The organism is Boseongicola sp., from assembly GCA_014075275.1.
Taxonomy (GTDB): Bacteria; Pseudomonadota; Alphaproteobacteria; order Rhodobacterales; family Rhodobacteraceae.
In genome coordinates, this window is the sequence record CP046179.1 from 999978 (window position 1) to 1013722 (window position 13745).

Genomic DNA, 13745 nt, shown 5'->3' on the forward strand with positions numbered 1-13745 from the left:
GCCATGACAAAAGAACTTCAAGTATTGTGCATTGGGTCAGTGTTGTGGGACGTGATTGGACGGGCCAGCGCCGTGATGCGTGTGGGTTCGGATGTGCCAGGACGGATCACGCGGCTTCCCGGCGGTGTAGCGATGAACATCGCAATGACATTGCGCCGGTTTTCGATGCAGCCTGTGTTGCTGACCGCTATCGGTCGGGACGAAGAAGGTGACGAGTTGGTCAATGCGGCCAACCGGTTGGGAATGGACACCCAGTTCATCTACCGTTCCGACGATTTGCCAACCGATAGATATATGGCCGTTGAAGGCGCAAACGGGCTAATTGCAGCCATCGCTGATGCGCATTCGCTTGAAGCGGCGGGCGCTAAAATATTACGGCCGTTGGAAAATGGTCGATTGGGGTCGGCTCAATCACCCTATTCCGGGCAAATAGCCCTGGACGACAACTTGACGGAAAGCCTTTTGATGGAAATCGCAAAGAGCCCACTTTTTGCCAAGGCTGATTTACGTGTCGCTCCGGCGTCGCCGGGAAAAGCAGAACGCCTTATGCCGTTGCTAGCTTGTCCTTACGCCACTCTGTACGTCAATCTTGAGGAAGCCGGTTTGCTGTGCAAAACGACGTTTGCATCAGCTCCCGAAGCGGCGGAAGCGTTGTTAAACCGTGGCGCCGCACAAGTATTGGTCACTGACGGCGGCCGCGCAGCGGCGCATGCGGCGAAAAACGGAATACTGGTCGCCACCCCGCCAGAAGTTCTGGTGACCCGGGTGACCGGTGCTGGCGACACATTCATGGCTTCGCACATGGCAGCCGAAGCTCGCGGACAAGATGGGCAGCAAGCATTGGAAGCGGCCCTGAATGCGGCCGCAGTATATGTATCTGGGGATGTTCCATCGTGAATGTGCCAATGGATTTTTCGGCAGAAATTGCCAAGGCCCGAGAATCAGGTGCGCCGATTGTCGCCCTTGAATCGACAATTATCACTCCTGGGATGCCATTTCCCCGGAACGTAGAAACCGCACGACTAGTTGAGTCTTGCGTTCGCGAAAACGGTGCGGTTCCGGCAACAATTGCCATTCTTGGGGGGCGTCTGAAGATAGGTCTTGGCGAAAGCGAACTTGATAAACTCGCCAGGGCAGACAATGTTGCGAAACTTTCGCGCGCGGACTTAGCGGTTTGCATCGCAGATAAAGGGAACGGAGCGACAACAGTTGCTGCGACGATGATCGCCGCGCAGTTGGCTGGTATCGAAGTATTCGCCACCGGCGGCATCGGCGGTGTGCACAAGGGAGCCGAGCGGTCATTCGATATCTCGGCGGATTTGCAGGAGTTGTCGAAGACACCGGTTATTGTTGTCGCGGCAGGTGCAAAAGCCATCTTGGACATACCAAAAACGCTGGAAGTTCTTGAAACGAATGGAGTTCCTGTGATTGCTTTTGGCCAGGATGAAGTGCCAGCATTCTGGTCGCGGGCATCTGGCATCCAGGCCCCACTGCGTATGGATGTACCGGCAGATATCGCCAATGCTTTTGCGATGCGTCGCCACATGGGATTGTCCGGCGGTCAGCTAGTGGTTAACCCGATACCGGCAGTAGCCGAGATTTCCGCAGACGTTCTTGCTCCAATCATTGCGCAGGCTAACGACGAGGCCAATCAACAAGGCATTGGGGGAAAAGATGTAACGCCGTTTTTGTTACAGCGCATTTTTGAGCTAACGAATGGCGCATCTCTGGAAGCCAACATCGAGTTGGTATTAAATAATGCGCGCCTTGCGTCGGAAATCGCCAAATGCCTGGCAAATCGGCCTGGTATGCGGTGATTTCTGTTTCTGGGCATTGTTCCCTGCTTTTTTGCCCCCTATTTTAACATTGTCCTGCCGGAAGACCCCGAATGTCCAAACCCTTTGACGACGAGAAAAAACCACAAAAGAAACGGCGCGGCCCGTTTGGTTCGTTCAGAGCGTCGTTTCTGACCGGACTGGTGGTGATTGCACCGATTGGTCTGACATTGTGGTTGATCTGGACCATGGCGGGCTGGGTCGACAGTTGGGTCTTGCCGTTTGTTCCTGCCTGGTTGCGCCCGGATCAATACGTGGGCCTTTCCATACGCGGGATCGGCGTCTTGGTCTTTTTGATATTCACCGTGTTTGTAGGATGGTTGGCAAAGGGCCTGATCGGGCGGTCGATGTTAGGCTGGGCTGAAAGTTTGGTTCAAGGTCTACCGGTGGTAAGATCGGTTTATAATGGCTTGAAGCAAATAGCTGAAACGGTCTTTGCCCAATCCGAAACGTCTTTCGATAAGGCCTGTCTGGTTGAGTATCCGCGCAAAGGCATCTGGGCGATTGCCTTTATTTCCACAGATGCCAAGGGTGAGATTTCGAGCAAGATCCCGCTCGAAGAAGGCAAGACTGCGATCTTTCTACCAACAACGCCAAACCCGACGTCCGGCTTTCTGTTGTTTGTGCCAACGAGCGATGTTGTGGAATTGGACATGTCGGTGGAGGACGCAGCAAAACTGGTGATTTCCGCAGGCCTTGTTTACCCCAACGGCAAGAGCGCCAAGCCAACACCCATTGGAGAAGTGCGGCAGCCACCTGCGCGCGCCTCTTGAACTGACGGTCGCGGCCTGTATCGTTCGCAAAATGAATACCGGCGAGGCGTCTGAACATGGACAGCAGAATTCTGAACGTAAATCCGTTGATTGCAGTCTTTGACGGTGTCTTTGGACAGGAAGTGGCGGATGCTGCCATTGCCGCCGGTCAGGATCGATTGGAGCAGCCATCATATGGCACCAAGGATGGGCGGGTTGTGGGCGAAAAACACACCAATCAGGCAGCCCTGGTGGACCAGTGGTCAGATCCCGTTCTGACGCAGTTGATGACTGACATCTCTGCAATTGTTCGAATACCGCCAGAACACGGCGAGTCCAGCGACCTGTTTCATCGCGGCGGCCAGCGGTTGTTTACAACGTTATGCTATTTAAACGACGTCGAGGAAGAAGGCCAAACAGCTTTTCCCAACTTAATGGTTGCCGTGCGCCCTAAACTAGGTCGCGTTTTGGTCATGCAGAACACTTTACCCGGTCAGAACATCACACACCCCGACAGCGCGCATGTAGGGTTTGGGCCGGGCGCAGGAGAAAAATGGGTCTTGTCTGTGTGGTGGAGAGAACACCATTTTCATATTCCGCGAAGTTATCCTGCAGCCGAGGGCGATTTTCTGGTATATTAGCGCACGTTACGTGCCACACAGCGTTGCGGCCACATGAGATCGGATGCGACAATGAAGTATACCAAGCCAGCAACAGCAATTGCCGCGGCCATCGCAATGTCAGCTTCGCCACTTCACGCGGGCGGTGCTGCCGCGCCGCGCATCGAACCCGAAGTTATGGAGCCAGAGTCGATTGTGGCCGGCGCTTCAAGCTCGGGCGGTTTTGTGCTTCCGCTATTGTTCCTGATCATTCTAGCGGCCACATTGATTGATTCACCGCTGGAGTAATCCGCCGGACTATTCGTACATTGATGACAGATCGACGCTGGATTTAACGCCGATCGCGTCGCTATGAGAATTCAGGAACTCTTCCGCAGCAATACGACCCGCCTCTTTCAATCGCCGAATTATCGCCGGCGTAGGCATCGTCTTTGTAGCGACACCAAGATCGGTCATCAGTTCGTCATCGGCGATCATGTGAACTAGCACATTCTTCATACCAGAAGAGTTCGCGTTTCCCTCGGTGATCAACCTTTTCACAAAGGCGATGGCCCGCAGTTCACGCAACATGGATGAATTGAAACTGATCTCATTGATCCGATTCAGGATGTCCCGGGGTTCTTTTGGTATCTCGTCGCGCACCAGTGGATTGATATTAACGATGACTATGTCGTCCGGCAGTTCAACGTCAAACAGCGGGAACAAGGCCGGGTTTCCACTGTAACCGCCATCCCAATAGGCTTCACCATCGATTTCAACTGCCTGAAACATGGTAGGCAGGCAGATGCCAAAAGCGCGTCGGTAGAGATTTCATCGCCCGAAAAAACCTTGATCTTGCCGGTTCGGACATTTGTCGCACAGACGTAGAGTGCCGGACCTTGATCGCCGCAAATCGCGTCGAAATGAAGCCGGCGTGTGATCTTCTCAAGCGGGTTCTTGTAGAACGGTCCGTAGTGATAGGGCGAAACGATACGCGATGCCGCGTCAACAAAAGTAAACGGTAGCGAGTTTTCGATTGTTCGGCTGAGCAGTTCGGTGTTGGGCGACACGGCCTCGATCCAGTCGCTTATGGGGCCGTCTGAAAGCGCACCAACACGTTTCCAAAGCCAATCCAGGTTCTCCCGCGCGCCCTCACGTCCTCCCTGCACCAAACCTGCTTTCAAAGCTGCACCGTTCAGCGCACCGGCTGATGTTCCGGAAATTCCTGCAATCTCGATTGTCTTGTCTTCCAAAAGACGGTCCAGGACACCCCAGGTGAAAGCGCCATGCGCACCGCCGCCCTGAAGGGCCAAATTGATCTTCTTTACCAAACCGAGCGCCTATTGAGATGTCCAGCCGCCGTCGGCGGAGATGGTTGTGCCAGTGATTTGTACAGCAGCATCCGAGCACAGGAATTTCACAATGCCCCCAATCTGTTCAACAGTTACGAATTCCTTGGAAGGTTGCTTTAGCAAGATAACCTTCTCAATAGCCTCGTCTTCTGAGATGCCGTACTCTTTGGCTGTGTTCGGGATTTGCGCTTCGACCAAGGGGGTCAGAACGTAACCTGGGCAGATCGCGTTCGCTGTGATCGGTTCTTTCGCCGTCTCTAGTGCAACAACTTTGGTCATACCGACGACGCCATGTTTTGCAGTGACATAGGCCGATTTAAACGGGCTTGCGCGCAGGCCATGGGCGGATGAGATATTAACTACCCTGCCCCAACCCGCGGCACGCATCTTCGGCAATGCCGCGGCTGTTGTATGAAATGCCGACGACATGTTTATCGCGATGATCGCATCCCATTTTTCTGTCGGGAATTCGTTAACCGGCGCGACGTGCTGGATACCTGCATTGTTGATCAGAACATCGCAAACGCCAGCCTGCTCGATCAGGTCCCGGCACTCATCGCCTTTAGACATATCCGCTTTAATATAACGCGCATTAACGCCGGTTTCCTTTGCGATCTCGTCGGCAAGTGCATGATCTTCATCACGGTCAGTGAATGAGTTCAAAACCACATTTGCCCCGGCTTTCGCCAACTCGCGTGCGATGCCCAAGCCAATACCAGAATTTGATCCTGTTATGACGGCAGTTTTCCCCTTGAGCGACATAGTTCAAAACTCCTATTGCGGCGCAGCATTCTCGCGCGAACCGTTTGCGCGCGCAGAATAATCAGTTTTTGAGGATCCGCCAGTCCTGATCAGAAATCCCTGGACCTGTAGGCATCTAGCGCTCTGTGCCGACCAGCGGCCAGTTCAACGATTGGCATTGGGTATTCGTCATCCGGCTGCATCTGCCAGGATTTGGGCACTGCTTTGAAGTAGTCCAGCGAAGTCTGAGTTTTCGGATTGGCCAGTTCTGCAATCCAGCGGTCGCGGTAGATGTTGTCGGGATCAAATTTCTTCAACTGAGTTGTTGGATTGAAAATCCGAAAGAAGGGCGAAGCGTCCGGCCCCGACCCTGCTGCCCACTGCCAGCCCATTGCATTTGACGCCGGATCCCAATCCAACAGGCAATCAGCAAACCATTCCTGCCCAATGCGCCAGTGAGTCAGAAGATGTTTCGTCAGATAAGAGGCAACGATCATCCGCGCCCGGTTGTGCATGTATCCCGTGGTGTAGAGCTCACGCATGGCGGCATCGACGAAAGGTTCGCCTGTGCGCCCTTGCGTCCATGCCCGAACTTCGGGTGTTCTCGGGTCTTCGCCCCAAGGAAATGAATTCCATCCATCTCGCCAATTGTCTTTGACGATGTGGGGCGTGTGCCAGACCAGATGATACGCAAACTCGCGCCATACAAGTTCTTTCAGGAAGTGTTCAGCCCCATGTTTGCCTTCGCTTAAGGCACGCATACCCGAATGCCATATTACGCGCGGTGAGATTTCGCCCCAGGCCAAATTTTCACTAAGTCCCGACGTCGCAGGCTGTGAAGGAATATCGCGTTGTTCGCGATACGCACCGACAGAAGTGCTTAAAAACCGATCAAGTCGACCTTGCGCCGCCTCTTCACCAATAGCCACATGATTGGCGACTATCGCGGCACCACGTTGCATTCGGTCACGCAGACGCCATTCCGCCTGGTCATCAGATTGTGGCCAGTTGCCGGGGCTAGGTATACCAGTCGGCACCCTTAATGGGACATCGATTTGCCGGTCTTTCACGGCCCGCCAAAAAGGCGAATAAACGCGATAATACCCGTCAGCCTTGGTCTTAACGTCCCACGGTTCAAACAAAAGATGGCCCGGCACGCTTTTTGATGGAATGCCAATTTCTTCCAATGCCGATTTGACGTTTCGATCGCGGGCAACTTGATCGGGGTCATAGGCGCGTGACCAAAAAATGCCCGTTGCGCCGGTTTCGGCAGCCAAGTCTTTTAGAACCTGAAGAGCATTGCCCCGACGAAACGTCAGTTTTGATCCGATACAGCCAAGGGTTTCGGCAAAGTGTTTCGCGCCCAGCCCAAAACGCCATAATGGACAGGCACCATAGGTTTCAAACACTTCATCAAGGATGAAAACAGGGATGATCGGTTGCCCGGTTTCAAGGCAACATTGCAGCGCCTGATTATCAGAAAGCCGCAAATCCTTTCTGACCCACCATATGATAGGAGAACTTCCGTCCATCGTTTCCACAGCCCGTTACAAGACGTGATCTAGCGCAGAAATCAACCGGTCAAGTTCTCTACGGGAAGTATAATGAGTAAAACTGAGACGAAGAATTCCATGGTCAGTATCGATGCCCATGGCCTGCAGAGGCCTTGGTGAGTAAAAATCGCCGCCGCCCGTAGCGATACCGTGATGCGCCAACTCGCCCGCAATCTCTTCGCCTGGCCTGGAAGACAAAATCGATACTGTTGGCGCACGTTTCTCTGCGTCCGTCGGACCGATCAGCCTTAACGAATTTTTTGAGACTACAAAGTCCAGTAGGGGCTGAAGAAGCTCGATCTCGGTTTGACGCATTGCATCGTGTACAGCGCCCGCACGCTCACTGGCATTGCGATGATCCAAACCCATTGATGCATATAGCGCATCTACATAATCAGCCATTCCCGCGCAGGCGGCAATTTGAGCGTGGTCATCCCCTGCGGGAACAAACTTTTTATTAAGATAGCCCGCGTTAAATCCATGGCCCTGGTTTGGAAGTTTTTCTGCCAATTCACGACGCACCACCATTACGCCTTGATGAGGTCCGTAGGTTTTGTAGGCCGAAAACAGATAAATATCGGCGCCAAGATCGGTGACATTTGGAAACCCGTGCGGGGCATAGCTGACGCCGTCCACACAGGTAAAAACCCCAGCCTGTCGAGCGATCCCGGTTATCGATGTCACGTCGTTAATTTCACCGATCACATTCGAGCAATGCGGGAAGCAAAGCAATCTCGCTCCATCCAAAAGGCCCGGAAGATCCCTGGGATCAAGATGTCCGGTCTCTGGGTCAATCAGCCATTCACGAACTTCGATACCCTCTGCCGCCAATCGACGCCAAAAGCCTGTGTTAGCTTCATGATCCTGATTGGTGACAATGATCGCATCGCCAGGAGACAACCACTGGCGGAACGCCTGTGCCAATACATAAGAGTTCTGCGTAGTTGAGGGCCCAAAGCATAATTCATCTTCATCAACGCCCAGAATTGCAGAAAGGCGGGTGCGGGCTTCGTCCATTTCTTCGCCAGCAACACGGCTTTGATCAAATGCCCAATAGGGTTGGACTTTGCGCTCGCGATAAAAGCGCTCGAGCCTATCGACCACTTGCCGACACGGATATGATCCCCCTGCACTTTCAAAAAAAGCGGTTGCATTGATATCGGTTTCTGAAAATGCAGGAAACTGCGAGCGAACGAAATCAATATCCAAAATTGGCATCCCAGTTGTCCCCACAAAAAGTTGAGCCACACTTTGTCGGGGACAGTTCTGTGGTGCAACTGACGATTTTGAATTTGGTGTCCAAAAAACAGATATTGACTATGACCGTTGGGAAAATTCCCGCCCCCCAGTGTCACGCCATTGCAGCTGAACCGCTCATCTTTGCTGCCAGGCGGTCTGCGGGTGTCGTGACATAGTCATCCATTCGCCCGCGGATCAGTTTAATCTCGCGTTCTGTTCCGGTTGCGAGCCGGAGCGGCTTCTTACCGTTCAGCAAATAAATCAAACAGTGGCAGTCCGGTCCATCAATGGAGCGGGTCATTCCGACGCCGATGATATTTTCCAGTTCAACCGTCGCCAGTATCTCGCCGCGACCGCGAGGATTGCGAGATACAAATCGGATTTCAGAGCGCGATTTGTCGACCTGGACCTCGGGGCGGAACCCGCGTGCGGAAATTGAAAGGATAAGCCCTCCGGCGACCCCAAGGACTGCCGTCAACATCAGTTTCATGGCAATCATATCGCCGCCATACATCGAACCGGGAAGAATCCACTGTCCGAATGCACTGAGCAGCAGCACAATACCCAGAAACGTCAAAGCCCACTCGGTAACCGCCTCGCCCGCTTGCTCCTGCATATCCGCAGGGCGCAATCGAAATCCCCATGGGGTATCAATCATTTTCAGGGCCGGCTGTTCGTCTTCGGCGTTATAAATTGTTCGCATCGCGCTCATCCACTGTTGTCCTTAACGGGTCAACGATTGAAACATGGATAACGGCGAAAAACGGCAGTATTTGGACGGGGTTGCAACAGGATTATGGACGTGTATAAGCGCGCAGTCCGCCGCAAGACGACTTGACCGGCGCAACCTCTCGTGGATGGGAGCAGCGGACTTAACGCCATCCTTTGAAGTGCGCCCGAGCAAAACTGGAGAAATGCATGCCACATTATGAGCATGTTATGATTGCGCGTCAGGACTTGTCCAACACGCAAGCCGAGGGCCTTGTTGAACATTTTGGCACCGTCCTTACGGACAATGGCGGAAACGTCGTTGAAAGCGAATACTGGGGCGTCAAAACGATGGCCTACAAGATTAACAAGAACCGCAAAGGCCACTATGCCTTTCTGAAAACCGAGGCACCTGCCCCGGCTGTTCAGGAAATGGAACGCCTGATGCGCCTTCATGAAGACGTGATGCGCGTCCTGACCATCAAGGTCGACGCCCACGAAGAAGGCCCTTCGGTTCAAATGCGCAAATCCGATGACCGTGACGGTCGTCGTGAGCGCCGCTAAGGAGGACTAAGTCATGGCTGCAAAACCATTTTTCCGCCGTCGCAAAGTCTGCCCTTTCTCGGGTGATAACGCGCCGACAATCGACTATAAGGACACGAAACTGTTGCAACGCTATATCTCTGAGCGCGGCAAAATCGTTCCTTCCCGTATCACCGCTGTCAGCGCTAAGAAGCAGCGCGAACTGGCCCGTGCGATCAAGCGCGCCCGGTTCCTGGCGTTGTTGCCTTACGCTGTGAAATAAGGAGAACGACATGCAAGTTATCCTTTTAGAACGTGTGGCAAAGCTGGGTCAGATGGGCGACGTCGTCGATGTTAAAGACGGCTATGCGCGCAACTTTCTGTTGCCACAAAAGAAAGCTTTGTGGGCGTCTTCGACGAACATCGAGCAGTTTGAAGCGCAAAAAGCTCAGCTAGAAACGCGCAACCTTGAAACAAAGTCCGAAGCCGAAGATTTGGCTGGCCGTCTGAACGGTCAACAGTTCATCGTGATCCGGTCTGCTTCTGATGGTGGTTCGCTTTATGGGTCGGTCACAACGCGTGACGCGGCTGAAGCGGCGACCGAGGCTGGTTTTTCGGTTGATCGTAAGCAGGTAGCTTTGACAGCACCGATCAAAGATTTGGGCATGCACAAGGTCACTGTGACCCTGCACCCTGAGGTCGATGCGACTATCGAATTGAACGTTGCGCGTTCGACCGAAGAAGCTGAACTTCAGGCGAAAGGCGTTAACATCGCTGATCGCGCCGCTGAAGAAGAAGCGCAGGCTGAAATCGAGATTGCCGAACTGTTCGAAGACATCGGCGCTGCCGAGTTGGACGAGCTTCAGTCTGGCGACGATGATGGCCCTGTAGCCGAATCTGCGGAAGACACCTCGTCTGATGATCGAGTTGAAGACGAAGACTGAAGTCTTTGAAATCAAAATGAAAAGGCCGCCTTTTGGGCGGCCTTTTTCGTTTTATTGATTGAGTATTTTCACCAAAAAGAAGGACCTAGGCGTTGTGTTCCCGGATCTTTTCGGCGGCTTCTTTGTCGTAGCCGACGCCATTTTGTTCGAATAACTGGTCAAGTTCACCGGACAAAGTCATTTCAGTGATGATGTCACAACCACCAACAAACTCGCCTTTGACGTATAGCTGCGGAATGGTTGGCCAATCAGAAAATTCCTTAATCCCCTGGCGAATACCATCGTCGGACAACACGTTCACATCGGCATATTCGATGCCCATAAAATTCAACACACCGGCCACCCGACTGGAAAACCCGCATTGCGGCATCGTTTTTGTGCCTTTCATAAACAACACGACGTCGTTGGCGGTCACGGTTTCCTTGATTTGATCTTCAGCGCTCATGTCTGACTCTCTTTCGAAATTGTAAATATCGGTTTAATCGGGCGCGCGGGTTGTCAGTGCCAGCGCGTGAAGCTCACCATTAGAGCCATCCATTTTGCCCTTTAGGGCAGCATAAACGGCGCGTTGCTGCTGCACCCTGTTCAGGCTTCGAAAGCTTTCATCCACGACCATGGCGGACATGTGCACGCCGTCATCGCCCTGCACGGTGATGTCCGCGTCAGGGAACGTTTCACGCAAAAGCGCTTCGATTTCGTTGGCCTGCATCGGCATGGATGATCCTTTCGTCTTGTCACAGATCTAGGGCGCGGGCGGGTTCGCCGCAAGCGTTGATCCGGGATTGTTTTTTGCGGTGTCTGCAAGAGACCTTAAGAATGCCGAAGTTTGACCCAGCGTCTTGTTCGCAAAGACTGCTTCGATAAGAGGCATCGTCCAACGTTCGGGCGTTAGGGCGTTGATAAAGCGCTCTAATTTCTGAGCTTGATCCTTGGACAAAGGAAGGGCGCGGGCTGAGAACAGAAGCTGTAACGCTTCATGGATGTCGCGCAAATCGCGGAAAGCCTGGGACATCGGCGACAAGATTTTGGGATCATCACGCCAGGAAACCCCGTTGAAAAGGTCTTGGACAACCCGTTGACCTGCGCCAAGGCAATCAAACTGGATACATCCGCCAAACCCCTTGTTCTCAAGGTTGGAATGGATGCGGCATAGGTGGCGATCATTCAGGTTTGGACATGCCACGCCGGCGGGTTTGTCGATTGGGAACAGATCTCCCTTTTCGATGTCCAACGCAATGCAACAGAGTGCGGCGCAAGAGGCGCAGTCGGGCTTCAGGTGGGTGTCAGGCGACGGCGTCGGCAAAGGCGGACCGGAAGAGGTTGGAAAGTTCGGCAAGTCGGGCGGCATGCGTGCCGTAACTGACTGTATTGCCGCCAAATTTTCCGACGATACCGACCTGAACGTCAGCGGCTTTGGCGCGAGCAAGCAGATCTTCGGCTTTGCCGGGGGCGATAGCCAGCAGGTAACGGGCCTGATCCTCGCCGAAAAGCGCCGTGATATCATCGGCTTCGAGGGAAACACCCAGACCAGCGGCATCGGCCATTTCGAAAGCAGCCAATGCCAATCCGCCATCGGACAGATCGGCGGCGGAGCGTATTAGGGTGTTGTTATTGCGGACAAATTCGCCGTTTCGGCGCTCAGCCTCAAGATCAACGTGGGGTGCGTCACCGTTTTCGTCGTTGAAAGCCTCGGCCATCAGGGCGGATTGGTCGAGGTGTGTGCCTAAGCCCCCGATAAGAATGGCAAAATCGCCTTCGTTAGCGTGGCCAGAGATCAGATTGTCGGCGGTTTCAATCAGTCCAACGGCACCAATGGTTGGGGTGGGTAGTATGCCCTGCCCGTCGGTTTCATTATAGAGCGAGACGTTGCCGGAAACGATAGGCATATCAAGGGCTTGGCACGCTTCGCCGATACCTTTGATGGCGCCGACGAACTGGCCCATGATCTCGGGCTTTTCGGGGTTACCGAAGTTCAGATTATCCGTTGTTGCCAAAGGCTTAGCGCCGACGGCACAAAGATTGCGATAGGCTTCGGCGACGGCTTGCTTGCCACCTTCGACCGGATTTGCCTTTACATAACGGGGGGTTACGTCCGACGTGAAGGCCAGCATTTTGTCGGTATCGTGGACGCGGACGATGCCTGCCCCCAGACCAGAGGCGCGCACCGTATCGGCCATCACTTGGCTATCGTATTGTTCCCAAACCCATTGTTTTCGTGCGTAATTTGGCGATTTCAACAAAGTTTTAAGGGCATCGAGCGGTGACGTCGGTATTACGTCGGTATCGCGTCGGTATTGCGTCGGTGCCGGAATTTCATACGGGCGGTCATACTCGGGGGCGGTCGAGGCCAGTTTTGACAGCGGCAGGTCGGCCATAACCACATCGTCGTGCACGATCAGGAAGCGATCTTCCTCCAATGTCTCGCCGACCACTGCGAAATCGAGGTCCCATTTGTCGAAAATGGCCTTCGCCTCGGCCTCTTTTTCCGGCTTCAGGACCATCAACATGCGTTCCTGGCTTTCGGACAGCATCATTTCATAGGCTGTCATCTGTTCTTCGCGCACAGGCACAAGATCGAGGTTCAGTTTGATGCCCAGATGGCCCTTGTCGCCCATTTCGACAGCCGAACACGTCAAACCTGCCGCGCCCATATCCTGGATCGAAACGACAGCCCCACTGGCCATCAGTTCCAGACAAGCTTCCAGCAACCGCTTTTCGGTGAAGGGGTCGCCGACCTGAACAGTTGGGCGTTTATCTTCGATCGTGTCGTCAAACTCGGCGGAAGCCATTGTTGCTCCGCCTACCCCGTCACGCCCGGTTTTGGCGCCGAGGTAGACGACAGGCATTCCGATGCCGGAGGCCGCCGAGTAGAAAATCTTGTCGGCATCCGCCAATCCGGCAGCGAAAGCGTTTACCAGACAGTTGCCGTTGTAGGCGGCGTGAAAGCGGACTTCACCACCGATGGTTGGCACGCCAAAGGGGTTTCCGTAGCCGCCAATGCCCTCGACCACGCCGGCGACCAGACGTTTGGTTTTAGGGTGGCTGACCTCGCCAAACGACAGGGAATTCATGGCGGCGATGGGACGTGCGCCCATGGTGAAGACATCGCGCAGGATACCGCCAACGCCGGTGGCGGCACCCTGATAGGGTTCGATATAGCTGGGGTGGTTGTGGCTTTCCATTTTAAAGACCACCGCCTGCCCGTCACCGATATCAACCACGCCAGCGTTTTCGCCGGGCCCACAGATGACCTGCGGGCCGGTGGTTGGAAGGGTGCGGAGCCATTTCTTGGAGGATTTGTAGGAACAATGTTCGTTCCACATGGCCGAGAAGATGCCAAGTTCAGTGAAGCTGGGTTCGCGGTTAATAATCCGAATGATGTCGGCGTATTCGTCGCGGGTCAGCCCGTGCGCTGCGATCAGGTCTTCGGTGATGGCTGGCTCGGTCATGCTGCCCCCGGTAATGACTGCTTGAGGCGTCTCTTAGAAGACCAGCGGCAT

16 protein-coding genes and 1 pseudogene are annotated in these 13745 nt (G+C 54.0%); 8 read left to right on the forward strand and 9 right to left on the reverse strand.

The window, feature by feature from the left end; translation table 11 throughout:
* Positions 1-3: 3 nt before the first annotated feature.
* The 5 genes from GKR98_05035 to GKR98_05055 all read left to right on the forward strand — a co-directional run bounded on the left by GKR98_05035 (position 4) and on the right by GKR98_05055 (position 3495).
* Positions 4-897 carry a kinase gene (locus tag GKR98_05035; protein ID QMU57621.1) on the forward strand — a complete coding sequence of 298 codons (894 nt, stop codon included), beginning with the start codon at positions 4-6 and terminating at the stop codon, positions 895-897.
* A gap of 8 nt (positions 898-905) precedes the next feature.
* Complete coding sequence (locus GKR98_05040; GenBank protein QMU59973.1) at positions 906-1817, forward strand: pseudouridine-5-phosphate glycosidase; 912 nt, start codon at positions 906-908, stop codon at positions 1815-1817.
* A 71-nt stretch (positions 1818-1888) separates the two neighbouring features.
* Entirely contained in the window at positions 1889-2608 is a 720-nt protein-coding gene (locus tag GKR98_05045) for a DUF502 domain-containing protein (GenBank protein QMU57622.1), read from the forward strand.
* A 56-nt stretch (positions 2609-2664) separates the two neighbouring features.
* A complete protein-coding gene (locus GKR98_05050; protein QMU57623.1) occupies positions 2665-3228 on the forward strand; it encodes a hypothetical protein in 564 nt (187 codons plus the stop codon).
* Positions 3229-3279: 51 nt separating this feature from the next.
* Positions 3280-3495, forward strand: coding sequence for a hypothetical protein (locus GKR98_05055; GenBank protein QMU57624.1), 216 nt, complete (start codon positions 3280-3282; stop codon positions 3493-3495).
* 9 nt (positions 3496-3504) lie between these two features.
* Here GKR98_05055 and GKR98_05060 read toward each other — a convergent pair.
* The 5 genes and pseudogenes from GKR98_05060 to GKR98_05080 all read right to left on the reverse strand — a co-directional run bounded on the left by GKR98_05060 (position 3505) and on the right by GKR98_05080 (position 8783).
* Positions 3505-4517: pseudogene (locus GKR98_05060) on the reverse strand (patatin-like phospholipase family protein).
* Positions 4518-4526: 9 nt separating this feature from the next.
* Positions 4527-5300, reverse strand: a complete 774-nt coding sequence (locus GKR98_05065; GenBank protein ID QMU57625.1) for a 3-hydroxybutyrate dehydrogenase — start codon at positions 5298-5300, stop codon at positions 4527-4529.
* A gap of 89 nt (positions 5301-5389) precedes the next feature.
* The gene (locus GKR98_05070; protein QMU57626.1) at positions 5390-6811 is read right to left on the reverse strand and encodes a deoxyribodipyrimidine photo-lyase; all 1422 of its coding nucleotides are present in this window, start codon (positions 6809-6811) and stop codon (positions 5390-5392) included.
* Between the two features lie 15 nt (positions 6812-6826).
* Positions 6827-8050, reverse strand: a complete 1224-nt coding sequence (locus GKR98_05075; protein ID QMU57627.1) for an aminotransferase class V-fold PLP-dependent enzyme — start codon at positions 8048-8050, stop codon at positions 6827-6829.
* A gap of 133 nt (positions 8051-8183) precedes the next feature.
* On the reverse strand, positions 8184-8783 hold the full coding sequence (locus tag GKR98_05080; protein ID QMU57628.1) for a hypothetical protein: 600 nt from the start codon (positions 8781-8783) through the stop codon (positions 8184-8186).
* A gap of 206 nt (positions 8784-8989) precedes the next feature.
* Between GKR98_05080 and rpsF the strand changes: the two genes are divergently transcribed.
* From rpsF to rplI, 3 genes are read left to right on the forward strand one after another with little or no spacing between them, the layout of a single operon-like run.
* On the forward strand, positions 8990-9343 hold the full coding sequence (gene rpsF / locus GKR98_05085) for a 30S ribosomal protein S6 (GenBank protein ID QMU57629.1): 354 nt from the start codon (positions 8990-8992) through the stop codon (positions 9341-9343).
* Positions 9344-9356: 13 nt separating this feature from the next.
* Positions 9357-9584, forward strand: a complete 228-nt coding sequence (gene rpsR, locus GKR98_05090; GenBank protein ID QMU57630.1) for a 30S ribosomal protein S18 — start codon at positions 9357-9359, stop codon at positions 9582-9584.
* A gap of 10 nt (positions 9585-9594) precedes the next feature.
* On the forward strand, positions 9595-10245 hold the full coding sequence (gene rplI / locus GKR98_05095; protein QMU57631.1) for a 50S ribosomal protein L9: 651 nt from the start codon (positions 9595-9597) through the stop codon (positions 10243-10245).
* Positions 10246-10330: 85 nt separating this feature from the next.
* Here the strand turns inward: rplI and grxD are convergent, their stop codons facing one another.
* The 4 genes from grxD to purL are packed head-to-tail and all read right to left on the reverse strand — an operon-like array spanning position 10331 to position 13694.
* The gene (gene grxD, locus GKR98_05100) at positions 10331-10690 is read right to left on the reverse strand and encodes a Grx4 family monothiol glutaredoxin (protein ID QMU57632.1); all 360 of its coding nucleotides are present in this window, start codon (positions 10688-10690) and stop codon (positions 10331-10333) included.
* 33 nt (positions 10691-10723) lie between these two features.
* Positions 10724-10960 (reverse strand): BolA/IbaG family iron-sulfur metabolism protein, encoded by a 237-nt coding sequence (locus tag GKR98_05105; protein ID QMU57633.1) that lies wholly within the window; start codon positions 10958-10960, stop codon positions 10724-10726.
* Between the two features lie 27 nt (positions 10961-10987).
* Positions 10988-11593 (reverse strand): hypothetical protein, encoded by a 606-nt coding sequence (locus GKR98_05110; protein QMU57634.1) that lies wholly within the window; start codon positions 11591-11593, stop codon positions 10988-10990.
* A complete protein-coding gene (purL, locus tag GKR98_05115) occupies positions 11529-13694 on the reverse strand; it encodes a phosphoribosylformylglycinamidine synthase subunit PurL (protein QMU57635.1) in 2166 nt (721 codons plus the stop codon). The genes GKR98_05110 and purL overlap by 65 nt, the downstream gene beginning before the upstream one ends.
* Positions 13695-13745: the final 51 nt, after the last annotated feature.